The 25,022-nt window shown below is 31.2% G+C and carries 23 protein-coding genes; 1 reads left to right on the forward strand and 22 read right to left on the reverse strand.

The window, feature by feature from the left end; all coding sequences use genetic code 11:
- Positions 1-141: 141 nt before the first annotated feature.
- From RDK80_RS01210 to RDK80_RS01235, 6 genes are all read right to left on the reverse strand, one after another.
- A complete protein-coding gene (locus RDK80_RS01210; protein ID WP_308523258.1) occupies positions 142-720 on the reverse strand; it encodes an accessory gene regulator B family protein in 579 nt (192 codons plus the stop codon).
- Between the two features lie 216 nt (positions 721-936).
- A complete protein-coding gene (locus RDK80_RS01215) occupies positions 937-1,869 on the reverse strand; it encodes a GTP-binding protein (protein WP_094899679.1) in 933 nt (310 codons plus the stop codon).
- Positions 1,870-1,998: 129 nt separating this feature from the next.
- Complete coding sequence (locus RDK80_RS01220; RefSeq protein ID WP_308523259.1) at positions 1,999-2,232, reverse strand: thioredoxin family protein; 234 nt, start codon at positions 2,230-2,232, stop codon at positions 1,999-2,001.
- 4 nt (positions 2,233-2,236) lie between these two features.
- On the reverse strand, positions 2,237-2,845 hold the full coding sequence (locus RDK80_RS01225; protein WP_308523260.1) for a TetR/AcrR family transcriptional regulator: 609 nt from the start codon (positions 2,843-2,845) through the stop codon (positions 2,237-2,239).
- Between the two features lie 43 nt (positions 2,846-2,888).
- Positions 2,889-3,608, reverse strand: a complete 720-nt coding sequence (locus tag RDK80_RS01230; protein WP_308523261.1) for an ABC transporter permease — start codon at positions 3,606-3,608, stop codon at positions 2,889-2,891.
- Positions 3,609-3,614: 6 nt separating this feature from the next.
- A complete protein-coding gene (locus tag RDK80_RS01235; protein WP_094899675.1) occupies positions 3,615-3,815 on the reverse strand; it encodes an ATP-binding cassette domain-containing protein in 201 nt (66 codons plus the stop codon).
- Between the two features lie 309 nt (positions 3,816-4,124).
- Between RDK80_RS01235 and RDK80_RS01240 the strand changes: the two genes are divergently transcribed.
- Positions 4,125-4,853 (forward strand): hypothetical protein, encoded by a 729-nt coding sequence (locus tag RDK80_RS01240; RefSeq protein ID WP_094899674.1) that lies wholly within the window; start codon positions 4,125-4,127, stop codon positions 4,851-4,853.
- Positions 4,854-4,938: 85 nt separating this feature from the next.
- On the opposite strand, the gene RDK80_RS01245 is transcribed toward RDK80_RS01240, so the two are convergent.
- The 16 genes from RDK80_RS01245 to RDK80_RS01320 form a co-directional block, all read right to left on the reverse strand.
- Complete coding sequence (locus tag RDK80_RS01245; protein ID WP_308523262.1) at positions 4,939-6,798, reverse strand: oligopeptide ABC transporter substrate-binding protein; 1,860 nt, start codon at positions 6,796-6,798, stop codon at positions 4,939-4,941.
- A 17-nt stretch (positions 6,799-6,815) separates the two neighbouring features.
- On the reverse strand, positions 6,816-7,748 hold the full coding sequence (locus tag RDK80_RS01250) for an ABC transporter permease (RefSeq protein ID WP_308523263.1): 933 nt from the start codon (positions 7,746-7,748) through the stop codon (positions 6,816-6,818).
- A 12-nt stretch (positions 7,749-7,760) separates the two neighbouring features.
- Positions 7,761-8,726 (reverse strand): oligopeptide ABC transporter permease, encoded by a 966-nt coding sequence (gene opp4B / locus RDK80_RS01255; RefSeq protein ID WP_308523264.1) that lies wholly within the window; start codon positions 8,724-8,726, stop codon positions 7,761-7,763.
- 1 nt (position 8,727) lies between these two features.
- Positions 8,728-9,669, reverse strand: a complete 942-nt coding sequence (locus tag RDK80_RS01260; RefSeq protein WP_308523265.1) for an ATP-binding cassette domain-containing protein — start codon at positions 9,667-9,669, stop codon at positions 8,728-8,730.
- A 1-nt stretch (position 9,670) separates the two neighbouring features.
- Positions 9,671-10,672 (reverse strand): ABC transporter ATP-binding protein, encoded by a 1,002-nt coding sequence (locus tag RDK80_RS01265; protein WP_308523266.1) that lies wholly within the window; start codon positions 10,670-10,672, stop codon positions 9,671-9,673.
- A 428-nt stretch (positions 10,673-11,100) separates the two neighbouring features.
- Positions 11,101-12,009 (reverse strand): hypothetical protein, encoded by a 909-nt coding sequence (locus RDK80_RS01270; RefSeq protein WP_308523267.1) that lies wholly within the window; start codon positions 12,007-12,009, stop codon positions 11,101-11,103.
- Entirely contained in the window at positions 11,999-12,799 is an 801-nt protein-coding gene (locus RDK80_RS01275; protein WP_094904187.1) for a hypothetical protein, read from the reverse strand. The genes RDK80_RS01270 and RDK80_RS01275 overlap by 11 nt, the downstream gene beginning before the upstream one ends.
- Before the next feature lie 4 nt (positions 12,800-12,803).
- Positions 12,804-13,301, reverse strand: coding sequence for a hypothetical protein (locus RDK80_RS01280; RefSeq protein ID WP_094904186.1), 498 nt, complete (start codon positions 13,299-13,301; stop codon positions 12,804-12,806).
- A complete protein-coding gene (locus RDK80_RS01285; protein WP_158220186.1) occupies positions 13,298-13,852 on the reverse strand; it encodes an RNA polymerase sigma factor in 555 nt (184 codons plus the stop codon). The genes RDK80_RS01280 and RDK80_RS01285 overlap by 4 nt, the downstream gene beginning before the upstream one ends.
- 105 nt (positions 13,853-13,957) lie before the next feature.
- A complete protein-coding gene (locus tag RDK80_RS01290; RefSeq protein ID WP_094904184.1) occupies positions 13,958-15,349 on the reverse strand; it encodes a sodium:alanine symporter family protein in 1,392 nt (463 codons plus the stop codon).
- A 256-nt stretch (positions 15,350-15,605) separates the two neighbouring features.
- Positions 15,606-16,112 (reverse strand): hypothetical protein, encoded by a 507-nt coding sequence (locus RDK80_RS01295; RefSeq protein ID WP_235601425.1) that lies wholly within the window; start codon positions 16,110-16,112, stop codon positions 15,606-15,608.
- A gap of 251 nt (positions 16,113-16,363) precedes the next feature.
- Positions 16,364-18,403 carry a methyl-accepting chemotaxis protein gene (locus RDK80_RS01300; protein WP_308523268.1) on the reverse strand — a complete coding sequence of 680 codons (2,040 nt, stop codon included), beginning with the start codon at positions 18,401-18,403 and terminating at the stop codon, positions 16,364-16,366.
- A gap of 194 nt (positions 18,404-18,597) precedes the next feature.
- Positions 18,598-20,148, reverse strand: a complete 1,551-nt coding sequence (locus tag RDK80_RS01305; RefSeq protein WP_094904180.1) for an AbgT family transporter — start codon at positions 20,146-20,148, stop codon at positions 18,598-18,600.
- Positions 20,149-20,338: 190 nt separating this feature from the next.
- On the reverse strand, positions 20,339-21,784 hold the full coding sequence (locus tag RDK80_RS01310; protein ID WP_094904179.1) for a flotillin family protein: 1,446 nt from the start codon (positions 21,782-21,784) through the stop codon (positions 20,339-20,341).
- Between the two features lie 265 nt (positions 21,785-22,049).
- Entirely contained in the window at positions 22,050-23,687 is a 1,638-nt protein-coding gene (locus tag RDK80_RS01315; protein ID WP_094904178.1) for a PucR family transcriptional regulator, read from the reverse strand.
- A 142-nt stretch (positions 23,688-23,829) separates the two neighbouring features.
- A complete protein-coding gene (locus RDK80_RS01320; RefSeq protein WP_308523269.1) occupies positions 23,830-25,014 on the reverse strand; it encodes a M20 family metallopeptidase in 1,185 nt (394 codons plus the stop codon).
- Positions 25,015-25,022: the final 8 nt, after the last annotated feature.

A 25,022-nucleotide genomic window follows, 5' to 3' on the forward strand; every position in this document is an offset into this window, starting at 1 on the left:
AACTCTTCTAAACTATTTATTTATGAATGTCAAGGTCCAATAGTACTAATTATTCCATCCCTACTTACTAATATAACATATTAATTAAATCAAGCAATAAAAAAGAATTACTTTATAGCCAGCAATTCTTTAAACACTAGTTTACTTTTCACTTTCAAGGGCATGTATTAGGGTTAATGATTCTAATAGAAAACCAGTAGAAGCTATGGCCGCATAATAAACAAATTTATCGCTAAAAGCCATTGATATTAGTATAATAATATTTCCTATAATAACTGTTTGTAAACTTCTACGTCTATATAGTATTTTTTCTTCTTCATCTAATGGTTTATTTTCACTTTCCAATGGGGCATATAAATAAACAAAAAATATTGAAAATACCATGGATATTAGAACATAGTATGGCTGATAAATTACAGGCAATAGTTTCAATAGTAGAATTGAGGGAAATAACAACATTGATGTTCCTATAAAGCAATTAATTACAGTTTTGGCATGATATCCTCCTGCCTGTATTCGAAGACTACTAAAAAACAAAATAAATATAATGGATTCTTTTAGTAGACCAGTCAAAATTCCGATAATTGCAATTCCTAGACCCTTTAAAATTGTAGCCACAAGTAATTGCAATCCATAACGATATACCTCTATATCCTCTTCCTTTATAATATCTCTAGCACATAATTCTTTTAATGTTAATTTACATATATAGTCTGTCATATAATTAAACACCTACCTTAATACCATAAGTCAAAACTTCTATAGTATAGTTTTTTTTAACTAGTTAATATTTTTTATTATATCATGACTTGTCCTTACTATGTACAATTGTATTTAGTCATTTTTCCTGATTTCTCGCCATAATTCATCATTTAATTTAATATAGTCGATAAAAAAGATGCCATTTCACTGGCATCATCTGTTTGTTTTCTATACTTACCTTAACTTCATTTCAATATTAAATATTTCATTCCAACTATTAACTATAGGTCTAATTATATGAGGTCCTATCTTAGATATAATAACTAGCTGAGAATTCTCATACTTTTCATCTATAGTCTTAAAATCAATTCTTTTCCCCACTACATCTACTTGATTCCAGCCACTTTCAAGTTTTAAAAACCCCTTTAATCTATAAGCATCAGATTTTATTCCATCAATGAATTTGATTAAGTCATCCTTTTTAATCTCTCCATCATAAGTGAGCATTAAGGTTTTAGGTTTTGTTTCAGGCACATTTGTGGAATCTTCATTTTCCGCCCAATTATATTTCATCAAGTCTTCATACAGAAAATCATAATCGAGCTTACCAAATTCCATAGTTTCAATAGGTATTGCAGGGTTAATTTCTTTTATCTTAGATATTATATTAATCAATTTTTCTTCATTAATCAAGTCCACCTTGCTAATAACTGCTAGATGACAATGTTTAATTTGCCTCTCTACAGTTTCTAAGTCTTCCAATTGCTCCAAGAAATTTACACCATCAGCTACACATATTGCCGCTTTATAATCGTATAAATCTCCCTTTACAGCCTTTATACCCTCTAATATCTCCCCAATATTTGAAGGATCTGCAAGACCAGAGCTTTCTACAAATAAATATTTTAAATCTCTGTCTGCCATTTCAATCATGGCATGAGCAAAGCTAAGCTTTAAGCACGAGCAAAAAATAGACCCTCTATTAATCTCAACTATTTCCATACCTTCTTTTTTTATGATTTCTCCATCTATGCTGATGCGACCAAATTCATTCATTATAACTCCCACTTTTTCTCCAGATAAGTCCTCTAAAATATTGGTTAAAAATGTAGTTTTGCCTGAACCTAAAAATCCTGTTAAAAGATATAGATTAATTTTTTTATCCAATTATTACACCTCACTATATTATGAATTTTTATAATATCAACTATTTCCCTTATCACATAGATATATTTAAATGTATCTATGTGTTGATTAAATTATAACCCCAATAAAGGGGTCATGTCAATATAAGGGTTATTTTTGTATCATACTCTTAAATTCTTCAACCTTTGGTACTCTCCCGACCATAATCACTTTTTCATCAACAACTATCCCCGGTGTAGTCATGATACCATATTTCATCATGGTAATTAAATCTTCAACCTTTTCTATTTCCACCTCAATACCTAAGTCTGCTGCTGCTTTTACTGCATTATCATATGACTTATCACATTTATCGCAACCTGCTCCCAATATTTTTATTATCATTTTCTCACTCCTTTTTTCCCAATCCATCTTTGAAAAAATCTATTAGATAATTAAACTCTATTGCATATTCATCGACATCTATAACCTTTGTAATATCATGAAGATTAGTTAATAAATAGGATATCATATTCTTAATAAATATCTTTGGTAAGTCTTCCCTTAGTTCTCCCCTTTCATAGGCCTTATTTATTATAACATCTAAATGATCATTACCCTTAAAATCATATTTTTCCTTTACCTTATCCAATATTGGATTATTTAAGTCTTTTAAGTAACTGGCTGAAAATCTATCTATCTCAGGCTTATATCTCGCAAACTCCGCACCTGTTTTACTCATAATCTTAAACAATGTAAATATATCTTTATCAAAATCTTCAGGCTTTATTTTTTCATTAAAAAACTTCATCTTTTCTTGAGCTAGAATATCATACAAATAGACATATAACTCTTCTTTATTCTTGAAATGATAGTAAAATGTTCCTTTACTTATTCCAGCTTCCTTTAAGATATTATTTAACGATGCATTATCATATCCCTTATCTCCAAATTCAATTAAAGCTGCATTTATTAACTCTTCTCGTTTCTCAAAGGATTTCTCCTTTTTTACATTCAAAAACACCGCTCCTCTCCATTACAATCAGTAAACCGTTTGTTTACTATACTCTTATCTTTTTAAGGAATAATAGATAGGACAATATATTTAATATTACCATATATACTAAACCTATAAAATAATATTGATTATATGAAAGATAGAGTCCTCCACCTTTTATTATACTACTAATTACCTTAGCTGACCAGAATCCTGGTGCAAAAGAGAAAAACATTTCCTTTGCTCCTCCAAAGAATAATGCAATTATTGGAAAGATTATTATACTACCTCCAGCTTTCATCACAGCAAATCCTTCAATCTTATTTTTAGCAAAGCAATTAATCAATAAACCTGATATAGGAGCTTCTAAAGATGCTAACAAAGATATAGGAATAATATCTTTTATGGAGATATCTCCTACTTTTGAAAACCATATTACAAATATAGTGGCTACAACACAAATTAAATATACTGCAATTAATCTAAAACTTAAAAACTGATGCATGCTAAGAGGCGTAACCTTAATATTAGTTAATACATTATCATCCCTATACTCTAATATAGAAAATCCTATTAACGTTCCATAAGATATAGGTACAATTAATACTAAGATGACTAAGATTAAATCATTAAAGGGTATAAAATTAAATCCATATTTATCAGATATCCAAGGTAAAAAATATCTGCCAAGCAATCCAAATATAATAGGATATATTAACATAAATCCCATCATGGAATCTCTACTCCATTTTTTAACCTCTGATTTTAGAAAATTTCCATACATGATTATTCACCACTTTCCTTTATAGAGTATCTCTCCTTTATAACCTTCTAATAGTTTAATGAGTAATTTTTGCGTAGTAGATTTACCAACACCAGAAGGGCCTAATAGACCAAATATCTCTCCATCCTTTATTTCAAAGGATATCCCTTTTATGGTGTCTTCTTCATTCTTAGGATACTTAAAGGTTAAATCTTTAATTTTATACAAATTAATCACTCCTTTTTATAGACCATGCAGCCTAGACCGATAAGTCTATCGTATCTTTATGTTTTTTATTTGTCAATAAAAATTGCAGCAGTTAACATTAGATTTCTATAAAAATAAACATATGACTAAATCAATGGAATAACATATATTGTAATCATAGTTATCTTTTTCACAAATCAAATTCAGAAAGTATTGACTTTTCGCTCATTATATCGTATGTTTAAAGTATAGCTAATAACTTTAAAGGGGGGGATAATTATCTTATTTGAAAGTTTGCTAAGCTAATGTATAAAACCAGGGGGTGACCTTATGAATTTTGAATTTTGGATAGAAGCGGAAAAATTCTTATACGACTCTTTTTTCTTTCACTTAATTATCCTAGGTCTTGTTTTAATATTTATAGTCCACAGATTAACGTTTATAGGATATAATAATAGCAAAGCTTCTAACATTATATTTTCTATTGTTATTATCTTTTTCATTATCTTTGGTATAAATACCATAGCAAATTTTAATAAATATAAGGTATTGTACAGTTATAATAGATATATTAATTATGGTGTAAGAAATAATAAAAAAACCATTTTTACATACCATTATCCTGGTCATTGGGAAACTAACATCTATAGTAAATTGTACTTAGTAGATAATTTTAGAAAAGCTGGAATATATGAAGAGGAAATAGTAACAGAGGATGTCGAATTTCTCGGCAGAGATGAAGATAACTTTTATTTTCAAGATAAAGATCAAATAATATACAGAAAATTAGGCGATTATTTAGAGATTGCTGATGATATTTCGAAGCCAATAAAAGAGGGAGTAAAATTTCATTTAACAGATTTACGATTTAAGGACATTGGATTTAAAGAAAAGTCTCCTTATACTTATCTATTAAACTACAAGATACCTAAAAGTGAATCAAATAAAGAGTTTGAAAATCCTGAAAATCTACAAATTTTATTAGAAAAAGAAACTACATCAGCTTGGCTCAATCCTCTAGCCTCCAATACGCCTTCAATCAATGAAGAAAATAAATAAACCTTTAATATAAAAAAATTAAATACAATAAAAGGTCTAATGATTTTTATCATTAGACCTTTTATTGTATTTAATTAAAATTTTCCTATTTTGCTTTTTCAGGAGTGTCAGCTAATAGACCAACCTTCTCCCATCCCCAGTCATAATTCATAGGGTCTGCATCCCAGTAGTTAACTCTGTTATTAAGTGCTGTCAATTCAATTCTATAGTGAGTTGGAGCTACTATAACTTGCTCCATAGCATATTTTTGCCAATCATGATATGCTTTTACCATGTACTCATTATCCATTCCATCTGGTCCAAATGCATCATTTGAATTAATAGCTTGAATTAATTTATCGTTTTCATCTGCTGCAAATCTTACATAGTTAAACAGAGAGTGTCTTCCCCATAATCCTGATGGCTCTGGGTTAGATCCTACTAACCAAGCTCCTGCAAATAGATCTATATCTTCATTATCTTCTTCAACCATATCGTAGAATGCATTCATCTCTATTAATCTGCCATTTTGTAATACTACATCTAATCCAACATCTCTAAAGTTTTGAATATAGAATTGAGCTAATGGCTCAGCTATATCTCCACCTGACATTGAAAGATAGTTGATTTGTAGCTTGTTACCCTTTGGATCTTCTCTAAGTCCATCTCCATCTACATCTTTATATCCAGCTTCATCTAATATTTGCATTGCTTTTTCTGGGTTATATGGATAACCTTCTTGCTTATCATTCCAGAAACTAGCATGATATGGCGTAATTAATGCATTAGCAGGTATTCTCAAATCGTTATAGAACAATTCTGCTACTTCTTCATTATTCATAGCATAAGCTATTGCTTGCCTTAATTTCACATCAGCTAATTTTGCATTTGGATCTGGTACAACCTGTTTAGTTTCTACATCCCACTTTCCTTGTTTAAATCCTAGATATCCTAAAGATCTGCTTACAGCTGATGTTAAAGTGATATTGTTTAAATCCTTATACTCTGGATAACTATTAACATTGATTCTATTAACAATATCAAATGTTCCAGCCTTTAATGCTTCTACAATAGTATCTGAACTTGTTCTCTTTGCTACAATCTTATCTACCTTTGGTTTCTCTCCAAACCAATATGGATTTGGAACGTATTCTACTGATTCTCCAGGTACTATATTAGATACCATAAATGGACCATAAGATAGTGGATTTTTTCTAACTTTATCATGGGATTCCATTTTATCTATTGGAATATCCTTTAGATAATGTGCCGGTTCAGCTTGATAGGTAAGACCTGCACCCCATAATATCGCTGGTGTAAACTCATAGAAGCTTACTTCAAGAGTTTTATCATCGATTCTCTTAAGTCCTGAAATAGTATCTGCTTTTCCTTGGTTATAGTCAAGCATACCTACAACATTATGATAATCACTGTCAAATCTAACACCTGGATAATCTTTGTGCCCTATACTATTGTATACAAAGATTAAATCATCAGAAGTTACAGGTACTCCATCAGACCAAGTTAAATCCTTGTGAATCCTGTAAGTAGCTGTTTTAGCTTCTCTGTCGAAATCAACATCACACCATCCGCCATTTGCTATTTCTTTATTTGGACCTGATCTCATGAATCCTGATTGTAGAGGCTCTGCTAATTGACTGTCTACAGCATTTGAAGATAAGAATTCATTAAAAATACCTTCAAAAGGTGTATCTGTTACTATAGCAACATTAAGTGTACCGCCTACTGTTGCTCCATCTTTTTTAATAGTCATTGGATGAGGTAGTACAATCTCACCTGCTCCTACATCAGGTTCGTCTTGTCCTTGATCGCCTTTATCTTCTGGCTGTTGAGACACATCTTCATTACTTACTGGTGGCTCTTGGTCTACCTTTTTACCACAGGATGTTAGTACAAGTACTAATACCAGCAGTAGTGGAATAATAACTTTCCAACTTCTTTTCATTTTAATTTCCCCCTTCTTTATCCTAATCTTTGTTTCGCGTCGGACGCCCTTTTAACAGCTTGCCCAACGTAATTTATACACAGCATCATTACTAGTATCAATAATGATGCAGGTAACCATAACCATAGTTTGCCTGTCATGGCACCTGGAGTTCTTGCATATGAAACCAAAGTTCCAAGTGATGGTGTCGCTGGCGGCAAACCAAATCCTAAGAAAGATAATCCAGTTTCAATTCCTATGTTCCCTGCAAATCCTAAAATCAACTCAACAATAATGATTGAACTAATATTTGGAAGAATTCCAGTAAGCATAATCTTAAAATCACTTGTACCCATTATCCTAGAAGCATTTATATAATCTCTTCTATTTTCCGATAATGCCTTACTCCTTACTAATCTAGTCATCCCAACCCAATAAAATATACTCATAATAAATATGAAATGCCACATAGTATATTTTGGAATTACAACTACGAAGGTAATGATAAGCATAGTTGTAGGCAATATAGAGATAAAATCACATACTCTCATTATAATACTATCTACCTTCCCACCATAAAACCCTACAATCAATCCCATGATCACTCCCGTTACAGAGGTCAGTATGGTAACAGCAAAGCCTATTAAAATGGAGTTTCTTCCACCTATTAACAATTGTCCTGCAATTGATCTTCCTCCAATATCTGCCCCCAAAATAAATTCTTTGCTAGGTGCATGATATTTATTTCTCAAATTTATCCTCATAAGCTCTTCTTGATCTATTAGAAAAGAACCTACTATTACAGTGGTAAAAATAATAACTAACATAATAAGACAGAATGTTGCCAGCTTATCAGCCCTAAATTCTCTTTTTATTACCTTCCAAAATGAGGGTACCTCACTAACGGATTTTAATGTTTCTTCATCTATTTTAGAGGCAACATCTTTCACAACTTTTTTTTCTTTATTCATACCTGCTACCCCCTATTCTATCCTTATTCTTGGATCAACAATTGTCATAATTATATCTGACAATAAACTTCCAAGTAACGTCAATACACCAAATAATAGAACCAAAGCATTCATTACTGAATAATCTCTACTGGTAATTGAGGATATAAATAGTTCCCCCATGCCTGAGTAGGAAAATATAGTTTCGATAAAAATGGAACCGCCTAAAAGTCCAGTAATGGTAAATCCAAAGAACGCAGCTATTGGAAGCAATGAGTTTCTAAATATATGATGACTATAAACCTTGTTTATAGGAACTCCCTTACTTCTTGCAGTTTTTACATAGTCTTGAGTTTTAGCATCTATTACTTCGTTTCTAAGATATTGTATCGTTCCTGTAGTCCTTAAGATAGCAGCTGTAATTGCAGGTAAAATCATATGATGGAGTCTACTAAGAACATAAGCAAATGTTCCTTTTTGAATTCCTACTTCTACAGAACCCGTAGTTGGAAACCATCCAAATTTATATCCAAATATTGCTAAAAGTATCAGTGCCAAAATAAATGAAGGTATTGCAAAGCTTACAAAATTATATATAATTACTCCTTTATCAAAACGCGAATTATTGTATCTTCCAGAATATATTCCAAGTGGTATTGCTATAAGGTATGTCAATGTTAAAGTCAATAATGACAGCCATAATGTATTTACTGCTCTTGCCCCAATTAATTTTTCAACAGGCATTTTATAAGTATAGGATTGTCCAAATTCTCCTTTTGTAATGATCTTAGTAACCCAATCCTTATATTGTTCAGGTATAGGTTTATTTAAGCCATGCTTTTCTCTTAATTGTTCAATAACCAGTGGATCCATATCTGGAGTTATCAAACCTGTAAAAGGGTCTCCAGGCATCATCTGACCTAGTGCAAATACAATTAAACTCAATATTATAATCTGAGGTATCATCAATAGCACTCTACGCAATACTGTTTTCCACATCTTACAAATCCTCCTTACTTTTTACTGCAACATAATGAGTATCAGAAATTTGAACTAAATCAAAAACTCTTCCTTTTTCATCATAGAATAGATGTTCTCTGTCTTTGTACTCTTGTTCTACTTGGATTCTATTATTGCGAAGTTCTTCTCTATTTTCAGCATTAATTTCTGGAATAGCTGCAATCAGCCTTTTAGTATAAATATGCTGTGGATTATTGTATATATCATCCCTTGTCCCTGCTTCCACAAATCTTCCTCTATACATGATGTATATGTAATCACACATATGTTTTACTACACCTAAGTCATGAGATATAAAAAGATAACTTAAACCAAAATCTTTTTGTATTTCCTTCAAGAAATTTAACACCTGTGCTTGAACTGATAAATCAAGAGCAGAAACGGGTTCATCTGCAACAATTAATCTTGGATTTAAAGATACAGATCTTGCTACACCTATTCTTTGTCTTTGTCCTCCAGAGAATTCATGCGGATACCTATATAAGGCGTCAGCAGGCATTCCAACTATATTTAATAGCTCTAAAACTTTTTCTAGTTCTTCTTCTTTTGTTAATTTTTCATGATTTCGAATTGGCTCAGCGATAATATCTCTAATCCTCTTTTTAGGATCTAAACTAGATAAAACATCTTGAAATATCATTTGAACATCTTTGTTATATTCTACTTTTTTTCTTAGCCTTTTTGTATTGACTGGTTGTCCATCATATAAAATTTCTCCACCAGTTGGCCTTTCAAGTCCAACGATAGCCTTTCCGATTGTGGTTTTACCAGAACCTGATTCACCAATAAGTCCATAGGTTTTTCCTTCTTCTATTGAAAAAGTGACTCCATCAACTGCATAGACATAGTCTTTTATCGTATTAAAAAATCCTCCACGAATAGGAAAATGAACTTTTAAATTATTAATTTCTAGGAAACTCATTTTAATAACCTCCTTCATTTTCGAAGTGGAAATCTTTCCAGCAAGTACACCTTACAAAATGATTCTTTAAAACTTCATGAAGTTCAGGATTATCTTCATGCTCTGAAGCTGCTATCCAAGGAATTCTTGACGAAAAACGACAGCCTTGTCTTGGTAAATTCTTCAATGATGGAACCATTCCATGAATAACGTGAAGTTCTTCATCATCTGAATCAGATTGAGGTATTGATTGCAGCAATGACCTTGTATAAGGATGAAGTGGATTACTAAAAAGCTCATTCGCCTCAGCAATTTCAACGATTTGTCCAGCATACATTACAGCAACTCTATCTGCCATCTGTGCAACTACCCCTAAATCGTGGGTAATAAGAATAATACCAGCATTGATTTTATTTTTAAGTTCCATTAAAATATCTAGTATCTGAGCTTGTATTGTAACATCTAAGGCAGTAGTAGGCTCATCGGCTATAATTATATTAGGATTACAGGAAAGAGCTATGGCTATTAAAACTCTTTGCCTCATACCGCCTGATAATTGATGAGGAAACTGATTAGCTGTTCTTTTAGGATTAACTATCCCTACTTGATCTAAAAGCTGTAACATTCTTTCATGTCTTTGATCACTATTCAGATCCGTATGATAGATTAAAGACTCCTCTATCTGTTTCCCAATCCTATGTAATGGGTTTAATGATGCTAATGGATCTTGAAAAATAAAACCAATCTCCTTACCTCTAATTTCATTTAGTTGCTCCTCAGAATAATTAACCATGTTTTCGCCATCATAAATTATTTCACCACTGACTCGAGTAAAATTCTTGTCATGTAATCCTACTATAGAGTTGGCAATTGTACTTTTTCCGCAGCCAGATTCTCCAACTATTGCTAGCAGCTCATTTTTGTGTAAAGAGAAAGAGACACCATCGACTGCATCAAAATACTCATCTTCAAATCTAAAGGCAGTGTGTAAGTCTTTGATCTCTAATATTTTTTCATTTCCCATTTCCCATTTCCTTTCTTATTATATTTATTTACTAGTGTATTATATAAGTTTAGACACTAGGATTTACTCTTTAGATGCTTTCACTGAGTATATATAAAAATAAATGCAACCTCGGCATTTATTCCATAAATATTTAGCAACATAATCTTTGAATTATAAACTCTTTTCTTTAGTTTTTATTAAGTATCCGGGCTTACTTTTATAAATAAGATAGCTAAAAGTTTTACTATCGTTCTTTAATACTCTTACTAGATTATACTAAGACTAATATATAATTTATGCCTATATATCTTCATATTAAATAATATTTTAATAACTATCATATATTTATAAGAAAATGAGAGATTAAAAAATACTAAGCTATAATACAAAAATAATATATTTTCATTGGGTACTATTAGTATAAAAAAAAGAACCCTAAGGTTCTTTTATATTCCATCTACTGCTATATCATAACAATTAAGTATCTTTAAAATATTATTTCCATCACCATATATTAATTCTCCCTTATACTTGGGGAAATTTTCACTACCTATTTGAGTAGTATTCCACTTCACATTTCCTCTTAACTCTTCTTCATTATTAGCAGTAGTTTCTACTTTAACATTTAATTTTTCATTTATTCTTATTTTCAATCTATTAATATTATCAACTATTAAATTATTATCTAAACTATCAACTATCAAATCTAAATCATTTCCACCGTTTATCTCTACTTCCTTATTGTCTGGTATAATAATATTTAAATCCCTAAGATTATACTGATAATAATCTGATTTGTCTTTAAATGTTATATACATAATATTTCCTGATTTATTTATACTTATATGATTTTCATTTAATAATTTCTCAGCATTTTCTTTATTATCCGTTGTTATATTTATAAATCCTGAAGTAGTTATTTTATCGCTTTTACTAGTTCTAACAGTAAACTCTGAATATCTAGGTCCATCAATTATTATTTTTTCTATACCATCTTCTACACTATATTCTTCAAATGGTAATTCATAATTAAATGTCTGTGATGCTACTCTTGATTTTATAACTGTCATCACACCTGTTTCTACAAGTCCATAAATCAATATATTCACAAATAATATAATCATTACAATAAATACAGAAAACACATCATATCTTATTATTATACCCTCATTTTCTCTTTTCTCCTTAAAACTAAACCAGAGAATCTCTCCGCCTAGTAAAACTAATATACTAGGCCAAAACTTTATGGCAAGTTCTGCAGCTGATAGTTCATTGATTTGAGCTATAAATATCAGTATTCCAAATCCAATTAAAACTATGGCCATAGATATGGTCCCTACTCTTCTATTCTTCATATTCCTCATCCTCCTCCATATCATCATCCACAATATTTTTATTTTTGTGAAGTATTTTAATACCTCCAATAATGAATATCAAAGCTACTATGGAAGTTTGGATATAGTTTCTTACCTGATATAAGTTATGGTAATTAAATATTTTAGAAAGAACCTGACTTAATATTGGATAAAATACTTTTTGTAATGCAATAAGCACCCCTATTCCCACAAGCCCAATGCCTATATATTCAGGCTTAATAGTTGGTAATAGCTTCGATATATCCATATCTTCTACATCACTTCCATTAAGTGTATGGAAAGCATCAAAGAATGAATAAAACCAAATCAACGGCAATAAAAACAGTAAAAAACTTAACTGAAGCCATCCCATAAAAAATATAGCGAAGAAAAATCCACCCATCAATACTAATCCTTTTTTCTGATAGCCTAGGTACATATGACCTGCTCCTGGTATGATTGATAAAGCCAAAGTAATAATCTTTTTATTGGAAATTTTTGTTTCTTGTGAATTCCAGATGTTTTTTATTTCTGAGCTATCTCCATATCTCATGGCATTAATTGTAGAAAATGCATCTATTAGTGCTACCAACCAAATAATAGGAACTCCTACAAGCAATATTAAAAATTCTTCTCTATAAGTCAAAACGCTTAACCCAATGGTGCCTACACATAGCATTCCAAATATGAGGAGATAAATAAATCCTCTATCGGCATATCCTAAGTAGAAATGAGATAACCCTGGTATAAACGACAACAAAAATGTAGTAAATTTATTTTTTTGTCTCATATTATTAATCCTCCTTACCTATTCTAAATTGAAAATTATTTATAAACTTAGAAGTTCTATTTGTTATTTCTTCTGTAAGATCATATATTGTACTAGCTTTGAATCTGCTTTCTTTTGAAGATACATTTGAAGATATCTGAGGTACGGTATCTACTATTCTCCCAAAGAATCCTGTAGCAGTTAAAATAACAGCTACTGACGCTACTGCTGCATAATATACAAAGAAATCGTTAGATACTTTTTTCTTTATTGTTTTCTTTGTTGTTTTCCGTATTGGTTTCTTTATAGGAGTAATATTTTTAATACTATCTAGAACCTTTACTGTGAAATCCTCTGGAATAATAGCTCCTACATTTTCCATCTCTTGTTCATCTATGAGAGAAAGAAAAATCTCCATGCATTCATCACATAGAAGTAAATGCTCCTCCATCCTTCTATGAATTTCTTTATCAAGAAGATTATTTTTGTATAAAACCCATTCTACATAATCATAATGTTTCATAATCTTTCCCTCCATTTCTCTTTTAACATATTTCTTCCCCGATATAATCTTGAAGCTATTGTCTTAACTGTAGTTCCCTCTTCTGATGCAATTTCCTCATAAGACTTTCCTTGTAAGTAAAACTTTGTTATTGTATCTTCATATATAGGAGGAATTGACTTACATAACCTAGAAATTTCTTCTTTTTTTTCTTTTTCTATCAATATTTCCTCTGGAGTCTGACTATGGCTAAATTTTACATTATCCACTAATTCTTCACTGTCCTCCATTACTTCTTCTCTAAATTTACTTTTCTTCTTTCTAAGCCAATCTATAGATTTATTTGATGCAATTCTGCCAATCCAGCCTTTAAAATTATTAGATTCATAAGTGGGGAGAGAGAGGTAAACTTGTAAAAATACTTCCTGAGCCACATTTTCAACTTCATTATAATCTTTAATAAAATTAAGAATAATAGCAAATACATAATTTTTATATTGTTCAACTATTTCAGCAAAGGAATCCTGGTCTCCTTCCAATGCCTTTTTTATCAGTACTGACTCATTAATCATATCTCCCCTCCTTCCTCTCATTAATTATAACGAAGGTAATAATAAAAATACTGCAAAAATAATTTTGGATATTTTTCTTGTTCTTGGATCTTTATTTCATTTATATTATTTTTTCTTTATAATAATATATTTAGAAAATTTTTCATTTTTTAGTCTTTTACGATCTGGATCGTTAAAAAAATCTTTTGTTAATTTTCTTACTACACCACTTAAAGCAATAAGAGCTATTAAGTTAGGAATAGCCATCATTCCATTTAATAAATCAGCTAGTTCCCATACAAGTTCAAGCTTAGATACACAGCCAACAAACACCACTCCAGCAAATGATATTCTAAAAGGAATAATCCCCTTTGTACCAAATAAAAATTCAACACATTTTTCAGCATAATAATACCAAGCAATTATTGTAGCAAATGCAAATAAAACAAGACCTATTGAAACAATGTAGCTTCCACCTTTAAAGGCATTTTCAAAAGCTAATGATGAAATGATATTTCCATCTAAGTTTGGATCAGTCCATAATCCAGATGATAGGATTACTAGTGCAGTAACAGTACACATTATCAATGTATCAAAAAACACTTCAAAGGCTCCCCATAATCCTTGTCTAGCTGGATGATCTGTATGTGCTGCTGCATGAGCAATAGGAGCACTACCTAAGCCTGCCTCATTTGTAAAAACCCCACGTGCTATACCTATTCTAGTGGCATACATTGAAGTTGATCCTGCAAATCCACCTACTGCTGCAGTTCCTGTAAATGCGTCCCTAATGATAGACATAAAAGCAGCCGGAATATTAGATGCATTAACTATTAGTGCTACAACAGCACCTGACATATATAATACAGCCATTAATGGAACCAATATTTCTGCTACTCTAGCAATTCTACCAATTCCTCCAATTATAACAAGCCCTACTAATATTGCCAAAACAATGCCAGTTATCCATGTAGGAATACTAAATACGGATTCAAGGCCACCAGCCAATGAATTAGCTTGCACCATATTACCTATACCATAAGATGCAAGAAATCCAAATATACAAAATAAGTAGGCTAGAGTTTTACTCCCTATACCTTTAGTTATATAGTACATAGGACCTCCTACAATTTCATTTTTATTATTCCTATGTCTATATGCAACTGCCAATGTAACTTCAGCATACTTTGTAACCATTCCAATAAGGGCAGATATCCACATCCAAAATATAGCACCTGGTCCCCCCACTTGAATCGCTACAGCAACACCTACAATATTTCCTGTGCCTACAGTTGCAGCAAGTGCTGTGGATACGGCTTGGAATGGAGTTATAGTACCTTTTTCTTGATAATTATATCTTTTGAAAATAGTTCTTAATGTATATTTCATCACTGTGCCAAATCTTGTAAAAATTACTCCGTTAGTTATAAAAGTTAAATAAGTTCCTGTACCAATCATTAATATAAGCATGGGCATATCCCATATAATATTATTATTTAACCATGTGATAATTGACATAGATATTACCTCCTAGCAAAATATTGTGCTTTTAATCATCCTAATAACCTTGTAATTTTTTAGTTCTTAAGCTATTCTACTTTCTTAAATAACTTTCTTCCCTCCTTTTCTATACTTTATTAATTTCCACATCAAAATATAGCTTAATTCCACAAGTTAAATTTTAAGCACAAATTAACACATGATAAAATATTCTAGATTATAAGATAAAAAACTCTAAAAATACTTTTTATATTTTTAGAGTTTTTACTAATTATTAATATAAGTATGATTGCTTCAAATTATAATTCTGTAACTTACCTTCATATACAAGATTTAATTCTCTGCATTCTCTAAAGTCTCTAGGAGACGTTAGGGCAGTATGCTTATTGATTAACTTTATACCACTCTTACGAAGTAATGATGATACAAATTGGGAGCAGAAATAATTATATTTCCTTTGAATAGGATAATTTACCATAACCCCTAATAACCCGATTAAATTATATCCATATTTCTCTCCGTCTTTTTTAAATTTCTGTAATTCTTTCATCAACCTTCTATATTGTAAATCATTTATCTCAAGAGAATATAAAGCACATCTAGTCTCTGGAAATCTAGCATAGGTGCCATTTACTATATCTTCTTTTACAAATCCTGCAATAAGCGGATTATTAGGTCTCAATCTCCCAAAGCTATATAATTCTTTTAATTCTTCGTCAAAGGCTATAGATACATGAGAATACGGTTCTTTAGTATATTTATTTATAACTTTAGAAAGCATTGATCCACTGTACGTTAATAAAATATAAATTGTATGTTTTTTTATTATAATGCACCCCCTGTTCTAGTACATCTTAATATATTCTTCTATTCATATTACATCGTTTTTGCAATTATATCAATAGGAATATATTCTTCATTTAATTAATATAACGCAAGAAAAAAAATAATTACTGCAAAAAAAGACAACAGATTTATTAATAATCATGTTGTCTTTTATTAGTATTTTATCATCATGAAACTTTAAAATATCTATACTTTGAATCGTTCTACCTGTTTATTCAACTCTTCTGCAATTTTGGCAAGTTGTTCACTTGAGTTAGCTATTTCTTCCATAGCAGCAGTTTGTTCTTCTACAGATGCTGAAGCCTCTTGAGTTCCTGCTGCATTTTCTTCTGATATAGCAGATAAATTTTCCATTATTTTAATAATATCTTCCTTCCTATTAGCCATTTCATAGCTGGAATGATTAACCTTTTCAATAGATTCTTTCATCTCCTCTATTGCTTCTGCCATTCCAACAAACTTGTCATTTGTTATATTCACACTTTCATTCTGAGAAGAAACTATCTCTTCTAATTCCTCCATAGTTTCTACAGCACTAGAGGTCTTATCTGTCAACTCATTTACGATATTATTTATTTCCTCTGTGAAATTACTCGACTGTTCTGCTAATTTTCTAATCTCATCAGCTACTACTGCAAATCCCCTGCCAGAATCACCAGCTCTTGCTGCCTCAATAGCGGCATTTAAGGCTAACAAATTTGTTTGATCTGCAATACTTCTTATCATTTCACTGGCATTAACAATTTTCTCTGCACTCTTGTTAGTAGCAATAATAACATTTTGGACTTCCTTTGATGCTTCTCTATTAGTATTGGTTTTTTCTATAAGATCTTTTAATATCTGTAATCCTTCATTTCTTAAGTTGTTTACTTTTTCAGCAGAAGCATTTAAATTTTCAATATAACATTGATTTTCTACTACTCTATCTCCAAGCTCTAATATAGATGACACCCCTTGTTCTGTATCTTTAGCTTGATCAGATGCTCCCGTTGCTATTTCTTCAATAGTTCTGGCAACTTCATCAGCAGCTATAGCCGATTGATGACTAATAGCTGTGAGTTCTTCTGAGGAGTCAGCTAACTGCTGAGATGTATCTAATACATTTTTAATAATATTTGTTATAGAACTTTGCATACTCCCAACTGCTTGAGATATCTCTCCCAATTCATCATTTTTACTAACTAAATCTTCTGGTATAGTATTGGAAAAGTCCCCCAACGCCATAAATCCCATGTGCTCTTTCAGCTTATTTATTGTCTTTACAGCATAATTAGATGTAGTAAATAAAATAATCCATAAGAGTATAATAGAAGAAATAACTGAAATAGAAACTATTGTGATATTCTTATTTATAGCTGAATTCACATTTTCCATGGAATACCCTATAGAAACAGCGCCAACATGTTCCCCATTTATTATAACAGGGTATAAAACGTCTAAAACTGTTATATCTTCTTTCTCATAATACCACTCTTGTGAGTAAGGAACTCCAGTAACTGCCGCTGACTTGCTCCCTTCATCATCAAATACTTTACCTATTTCCTCTTCATCACTATGTGCAATAGTTTCCAAATCTTTATTCATAAGTAAAGCATAGGCTATCTCTTCCTCTAAAGCTATATCCTGTAAAAGTTTCTGATAACTAAAAGATTGTGTTAACTCTTGTACTCTATTAGCTATAATGCCTACCTGTACAAATGTCCCATCTATTCCTTTTAGATATCCATACTTTAAATAATTCTTTGATTCTGTATCTTGTCTAAGGTCTTCAAATAGCTCCATATCTTTACTTGTCATAAAGTTATGTACAGCATGTCCTGTAGTTGCAATCCATCCTATGTAATCATCAATATTAGAATATATAATTTCACCAGCTGAATTATACCAACTTATCTGTTCTACATCAGACTCTCTTGCTAATTTTTTTAGGTATTCATTATCTAAGCTGTTTTCATTTCCAATAACCATTTGCCCTACTACTTTAATCTTATCTTCTAGCATATTATCAATAGTTTCCAATGACCTAGAATTATCTTGCAAGTTTCCTACAATTCTTTCTGATAAAAAAAATCCATTTTGCCTCATTTCATTAAGTAAACTTTCTTTCATAAAATATGATGAAATAACACCAATACCTATAAGGACAGTTAATACTACCATTAAAGGTATAATTATTAACTTTACCTTAATTGTCCCTCTTTTAACCAGTTTATTAGCTTTATCCACAGCTTTCCCCCCACTTTTAATATCTCAAATTCTTCTTATATATTACAATAATTGAATTATCACAATATACATGTCTATTGTGATAATTCTAACCATGAATAATAATTAATCATGATTATACCAAATTTTTCCATTAGTTGCAAAGAAAAATCTCTTTCCTCCAAAACTTGAAGAAAAGAGATTAACTTAACTTATTACATTCTAATAAATGATCCTGGTCCAATAGGAAGTCCTATTACAAACCATAGTATTAATAAAATAGACCAAGATATTAAGAAAAACAAGGAATAAGGCAACATAGTAGAAACCAAAGTACCAATTCCCATATCCTCATCATATTTCTTAGCAAAAGCTATAATTACTGCAAAATAAGACATTAGCGGCGAGATTATATTTGTTGTTGAATCGCCTATTCTATATGCAACTTGAGTAAATTCTGGAGAATATCCTATTTTCATTAACATTGGAACAAATATCGGTGCCATAATAGCCCACTTAGCTGAAGCTGATCCTATAAATAAGTTTATAAAAGCTGTTACTAGAATAAATCCAATAATCATAGTAATTCCTGTCATTCCTGTTGAAGATAGGAAATCTGCCCCCTTTACTGCTAATATTGTACCTAAATTTGTCCAAGTAAAGTAGTTTACAAATTGAGCTGCAACAAAAGCTAATACTAGATATCCACCCATAGAAGACATAGCTTTTCCCATAGCATCTACAACATCCTTATCATTTTTAACTGTTCCAGAAGCTATTCCATAAGCTATCCCTGGTATTAAGAATAATAGTGCAATTATAGTAACTATACCTCCAATAAATGGAGAATTATCAAGAATTGATCCAGTTTGTGGATTTCTTAAAATACCATTTTGTGGCACTACTAAAAGTAGTATCACTATAACAAATGCTAATATAGATATACCTGCCCATTTTAGCCCTCTATTTTCTTCTTCTGTAACTTTATCAATAGAAGCTATAGCTTTTCCCTTATATTCCCCAAGTCTTGGTTCGATAATTTTTTCAGTAACAAATGTGCCTACAATGGTAATTAATATTGTGGATATAAATAAGAAATAAAAGTTAGCAGTAGCTGGAACTATATAGTCCCCTTGAATCATTTGAGCTGCTGGTTGAGTTATACCCGACAATAATGCATCTGTAGGTCCTACCATTAAGTTAGCACTAAATCCTCCAGATACACCTGCAAAGGCAGCAGCTAATCCTGCTAATGGATGACGACCAAAACTTAAAAATACTAAGGCTCCTAATGGAACTAAAACTACATATCCTGCGTCAGAGGCTATATTAGACATTACTCCTGCAAAAACCACTACAGCAGTTATCCATCTCTTAGGTGTAGATAAAACCAATTTTCTGAGTCCTGTTTGTATAAGTCCTGTTCCCTCAGCAACTCCTACGCCAAGCATTGCAACAAGAACTGTTCCTAATGGTGCAAAAGATGTAAAATTTGTAACTGCTAATGAAAACATCTTTCCTATCCCTTCAGCATTCAGTAAGCTAATTGCTGTAACTGTGGTTGGAACCATTTCTCCATCTACAAACTTGTCAAATGTTACTGATAATCCTACCTTTTCAGCTATAGCCGAAATAACTATAACTACTAAACTAAATATTACAAATAATGTAACTGGGTGGGGCAACCTATTCCCCGCTCGTTCTACAAAGTCAAGAAATTTGTTAAAAAATCCTTTCTTTGTAGATTTTACATTAGTTTTATTCATTACAAACCTCCTCTTTTGTTTTTATATTAATTTTTGTAATAGTAAAATTAATAAATCTAAACTTGTAATGGTATTTTTATAATACATTAGTTTACATAATCTTGCAATAGGTTTTGGCTATGGTAAAATCTTAAAATTAATCAAAAAAGAACCATTATAATGGTTCTTTTTGTAAATTAACATATCTTATTTAGTTATCTGCCAATGCTTCCTCCATATCATCTGAATCTTCATTTTCATTTTTGCTTTCTTTTGGTAAAACATTATTTTCTTTATTTACAAATGTAGTTATGACATCTGTTAAATCTAATCCTGTTAAATCTTTTACAGTTTGAAATCCATTTGTTGTTATATCAGCTACCAACTTTGTAAGTTTAGATGCACCTTGTCTACCACCATTGTCAATTATAGTTATCTTGTCAACTTGTTCCATTGGCTTAGCCACTGCAGTCATTATCTCTGGTAATCTGCCTACTACTAACTCTACTATGGCAGCCTCTCCATACTTAGCCATTGCCTCTGCTAGTCTGTCTTTAGACTCAGCTTCTGCTATACCTTTTGCTTTAATCGCCTCGGCTTCTGCAATCCCCCTTGCCTTGATTGCTTCTGCATCTGCTATTGCTGCAATTTTCAAAGCATCTGCTTCTGCTATAGCTTTAATCTTTATGGCTTCCGCTTGTGCTTCTGCCTGCTTTATAGATCTTATCTTTTCTGCCTCTGCATTTACTTCAGTCTCATATTTCTTTGCGTCTGCAGGCTTTTTGACTTCAGCTACAAGTCTCTCTTCTACCACCAATGCATTCTTTTTAGCCAAGGCTGCCTGTTGTTCTGCTACTAAAGACTCATTTTCAATTTCTTTTAATTTATATGCTACGTCTGCATCTGCCTTAGCCTTATCCTGCTCTGCTCTATAGCTTTCAACTTTAATTAATTTATCTCTTTGACTTTCTGCTATTTCTGTTTCAGCTAATAATTTAGCTTTTTCTCCTTCTCTCACTGCATTTGCTGTACGTATCTCTGTATCTCTTTTCCTCTCAGCTGTAGCGATGTCTGCATCTGCCTTCGCTGATGCTATTTGAGGTATTGCTCTATTCTCTAAATAGGCTCCTTGAGTTGATATCCTAAGTATAGAATATGATATCAGTAACAGTCCCATAGAATGTAATTCTTCTCTTATGTCATCTTCTATTCTCTGCTCAAAGGCAGCTCTATCTTCATTTATTTGCTCTACAGTAAGAGTTGATATTATACCTCTTAGTTTACCTTCAAGGATTTGTTCTACCATACTGCTGATAACTGATACTGTATTTTTTGCTCCGCCACTACAGAATTGTTCTACAGCCTTAAGTATGCTATTAGTTTCATTGTTAACTTTTACTATAGCTGTACCTACAATGTTTACAAATATACCTTGTTTAGAAGGTGCTTCATTTACATCAGTAGTCATACTAATATTTTCTAGAGAAATTGTACAAGAAGTCTCTAGAAATGGAACCATAAATCCACCCTTACCTGATAATACTCTTTTCTTTAATCCTGTGATCACCATTGCCTTGTCAGCCGGCACTTTTCTCCAGAAGAGTAACAAGATTATTAAAAACCCCAATATTCCTCCTGCAATGAATATGTACTCCATAGCAAAACCCCCTTTATTAAAATAAATATATAAAACTGATATCTATTATATACCTGTATGACTTCAAACTAAACAATATTTTAACAATTGTAATGTTTTTGTAATAAACTTCTGTTAAGATGATGGATTTAAGGAAGTTTTTTTAGATTCTAGATCAATCCTAAATCAAATAAGACTACACTTTACCATGGATTATAATAAAAAGCACACCTGAAATATTAATTTTTATCTTTAACATCTTTAGGCGTGCTCACATAGTTTTTCTTCATTTTAAACTATTAATAAATTTCAATGTAATTTCTACTTTTAATCTTTCTATAGGGTCTTCTAAGTCAATATTACAAATTTGTTGTATCTTACCAATTCTATATCTTACTGTATTACTATGAATAAATAATTTCTTTGCTGCTATATTACAATTTGATTCACTTTCTAGATAAACCTTCAATGTTGATATTAACTCATCACTATCAGGTTCTTCTAGTAAGGGGGATATATGACTAAAGTTATTGCCAAAATCCTTTCTTTGAATACTCTCTAGACGTAGTAATCCAAATGGCCCTAGATCTTCAAAGGTTATCATTTCTCCATCTGTATAGATATAAGATCCAATATCTACAGCTTTTAAAGATCCTACATAACTTTTCTTTATAGAACAGATATCCTCTACCATATCACCTATACCTAGTTTTATTTCTCTATCCGGAAAATTGTTTTTTATTTCTTTAAATATACCTTCAAAATCCTTTTTCACATTCTTAATTACATCTTTGTTATATCCCTTAACATCGTATAGGAGTATAATTGTGTTGTCATCTAATATACCAAATATGGACTTGTCCTTTGGAATGTTAAGCAAAAATGTAGTAGATATTTTCTCACGATCATTATAAAATGATGGATTACCTTCATCTTGTTTTATACATACACATATAAAGTTATTTTCTATGTTTAGCTTAAAGTCTTGAATATTGCTTATTGCCTTTATTAAGTTTTGTTTTGAATCTAATTCCCCATTTATTAAAGCCCTAATAAGGTCATCATAAAAACGTCTTTCAAAAGAGTTCATAAGATAAATTTGTTCATATACTTCCAAAAGCAAAGTATAGCTAAGCCTTAGAACGAATAAATCATAATAATCAATTTTGCCGGAGTGTTCCCATACTATTAATTTTGATACTGTAACACCTTTTATTACTATTGGTATTATAACGAAAGGACATTTATTGCTATCCTCTATATTTTTAATTCTGTAAATATTTAATTTATCACATAATATTTCCTTCTGATAATTAAAAGAAAAATCATCTTCTTTACTAAATGAAATATTATCCTTTAAAAAAGGTTGCTCCTTAGGATACGTAAAAACTTCTTTTTCTAGAATATCAACTATAGATATAGGGTATTTTAACTCTTCCGAAAGACAAATTATTGTCTTTTCAATCTTCTTATGAAAATTATCGCTCCTTAGTACAAGTTTATCCGCATTTTTCCTATCAATAATATGGGTTATATATCTATTCATAACAATGGAATTTACAGCATTTATTATATCTATCCAAGCTACATTATTAGGAACATTGATTAATGGAAATCCTAATTCGTTACATAAATCTATTATTTCTTTTGGAACTTCACCTAAATATCTATCCTTCTTTACTGCAATACATGTTGAGTTTTGTTTATACAAAAATAATATTGCTTCTCTAAAAAGCTCAACATTATCTTTGAATAAATATCCAGAGGAAAGCATAAATTCTTTACCTTTAACCCATTTATATCCATCTGGAGCATCAAATAGTGATACAGCTTGTATTTCCCTATCTAATCCTTTCTCTCCTGCAATTAAATGATAACCTGTAAAAAATTTTGTTTTTAATGCTTCTCCTATTGTAACTCCCATACTATCTTTCTCCCTCGTTTAATATATCATAATTCTATTATATCATATCTTAGACAATATTCGACATTGCCAGTGTAATAAATAACTTCCTAACTTTTAGGTAATTCATCAAAATTAGGAAGTTATTTAACACTGTTTCAAATTAATTTTTTTCTAAATAATCTATTGCTCCTTGGATAAGCAGTGCTGCCCCTTTCCATAATACATCTTCATTTATATCAAATTTGGAATTGTGGTGTGGATAGAATACTCCATCTACTGCTTTAGGTGTATTCATAAAGAAAAATGTTCCTGGAACTGCTTTTAGAAAATATGCCATATCTTCTCCACCCATTACAGGTTTCTTCATTACCATTATATCTTCTTCTGGAATAATCTTCTTTGCAGATTCTACGAAATTCTTAGTAAATGCTTCGTCGTTTACCAATGGAGGATATCCAAATACATACTCAAATTCATAAGCTCCTCTCATTGTTTTAGAAATTCCTTTTGCAATCTCTTCTATTCTTTTAGCTATATTCTCCCTTACATTTTGCTCTACCGCTCTTACAGTTCCTTCTAATTCCACACTATCAGGAATTATATTATATGCAAAGCCTCCATTAATCTTTCCAACTGTAACAACCGCTGGGTCTGTTGGACTTAATTCTCTACTAATTATAGCCTGTACATTGGATAAAAAATATCCTGCCATAGCAATTGGGTCTATACCAGTTTCTGGATAAGCACCATGACAGCCACTTCCTATTAATTTTAATTTAAATCTGTCTAGACATGCCATCATACTATCATAAGACACCATTACTAATCCTTCTTTTTTTGCATCTGTTAATGATCCTACATGAAGTCCCATAACTGCATCTACCTTTGGATTTTCTAATGCTCCATCTTCTATCATTGGCTTAGCACCACCAGGTCCTTCTTCTGCTGGCTGGAATATTAGCTTTACGTTGCCTTTCAGTTTATTTTTGTTTTCACTTAATGCCTTTGCAACTCCTAAAAGAATTGCAGCATGAGCATCATGCCCACAAGCATGCATGTTACCATTTTGTGAGGCAAAGGATAGCCCTGTTTCTTCCCTAATAGGAAGTGCATCCATATCTGCTCTTAATGCTATGGTCTTTCCTTGCTGACCTCCTCTAATAAGCCCTACTATACCTGAAACGCCAACATTTTCTTTATATTCAATTCCCATATTTTTAAGTTGTTTAGCTATATATTGTGAAGTCTGCGGTAAATTCAAACCTACTTCTGGTATTTGATGTAATTCCCTTCTCCAATTTATAATGTTTTTTTCTACCTCTTGAGATTTTGCTATTATATCCATAGTGATTC

Origin of the sequence: uncultured Tissierella sp. (assembly GCF_902479755.1) — a bacterium.
Lineage (GTDB): Bacteria > Bacillota > Clostridia > Tissierellales > Tissierellaceae > Tissierella > Tissierella carlieri.

Coding starts and splice junctions, on each gene's coding strand:
- RDK80_RS01210 (WP_308523258.1), bottom strand. CDS start 720: ATGACAGACTATATATGTAAATTAACATTAAAAGAATTATGTGCTAGA.
- RDK80_RS01220 (WP_308523259.1), bottom strand. CDS start 2,232: ATGATAATAAAAATATTGGGAGCAGGTTGCGATAAATGTGATAAGTCA.
- RDK80_RS01230 (WP_308523261.1), bottom strand. CDS start 3,608: ATGTATGGAAATTTTCTAAAATCAGAGGTTAAAAAATGGAGTAGAGAT.
- RDK80_RS01240 (WP_094899674.1), top strand. CDS start 4,125: ATGAATTTTGAATTTTGGATAGAAGCGGAAAAATTCTTATACGACTCT.
- RDK80_RS01245 (WP_308523262.1), bottom strand. CDS start 6,798: ATGAAAAGAAGTTGGAAAGTTATTATTCCACTACTGCTGGTATTAGTA.
- RDK80_RS01250 (WP_308523263.1), bottom strand. CDS start 7,748: ATGAATAAAGAAAAAAAAGTTGTGAAAGATGTTGCCTCTAAAATAGAT.
- opp4B (WP_308523264.1), bottom strand. CDS start 8,726: ATGTGGAAAACAGTATTGCGTAGAGTGCTATTGATGATACCTCAGATT.
- RDK80_RS01260 (WP_308523265.1), bottom strand. CDS start 9,669: ATGAGTTTCCTAGAAATTAATAATTTAAAAGTTCATTTTCCTATTCGT.
- RDK80_RS01265 (WP_308523266.1), bottom strand. CDS start 10,672: ATGGGAAATGAAAAAATATTAGAGATCAAAGACTTACACACTGCCTTT.
- RDK80_RS01270 (WP_308523267.1), bottom strand. CDS start 12,009: ATGAAGAATAGAAGAGTAGGGACCATATCTATGGCCATAGTTTTAATT.
- RDK80_RS01275 (WP_094904187.1), bottom strand. CDS start 12,799: ATGAGACAAAAAAATAAATTTACTACATTTTTGTTGTCGTTTATACCA.
- RDK80_RS01280 (WP_094904186.1), bottom strand. CDS start 13,301: ATGAAACATTATGATTATGTAGAATGGGTTTTATACAAAAATAATCTT.
- RDK80_RS01285 (WP_158220186.1), bottom strand. CDS start 13,852: ATGATTAATGAGTCAGTACTGATAAAAAAGGCATTGGAAGGAGACCAG.
- RDK80_RS01290 (WP_094904184.1), bottom strand. CDS start 15,349: ATGTCAATTATCACATGGTTAAATAATAATATTATATGGGATATGCCC.
- RDK80_RS01295 (WP_235601425.1), bottom strand. CDS start 16,112: ATGCTTTCTAAAGTTATAAATAAATATACTAAAGAACCGTATTCTCAT.
- RDK80_RS01305 (WP_094904180.1), bottom strand. CDS start 20,148: ATGAATAAAACTAATGTAAAATCTACAAAGAAAGGATTTTTTAACAAA.
- RDK80_RS01310 (WP_094904179.1), bottom strand. CDS start 21,784: ATGGAGTACATATTCATTGCAGGAGGAATATTGGGGTTTTTAATAATC.
- RDK80_RS01315 (WP_094904178.1), bottom strand. CDS start 23,687: ATGGGAGTTACAATAGGAGAAGCATTAAAAACAAAATTTTTTACAGGT.
- RDK80_RS01320 (WP_308523269.1), bottom strand. CDS start 25,014: ATGGATATAATAGCAAAATCTCAAGAGGTAGAAAAAAACATTATAAAT.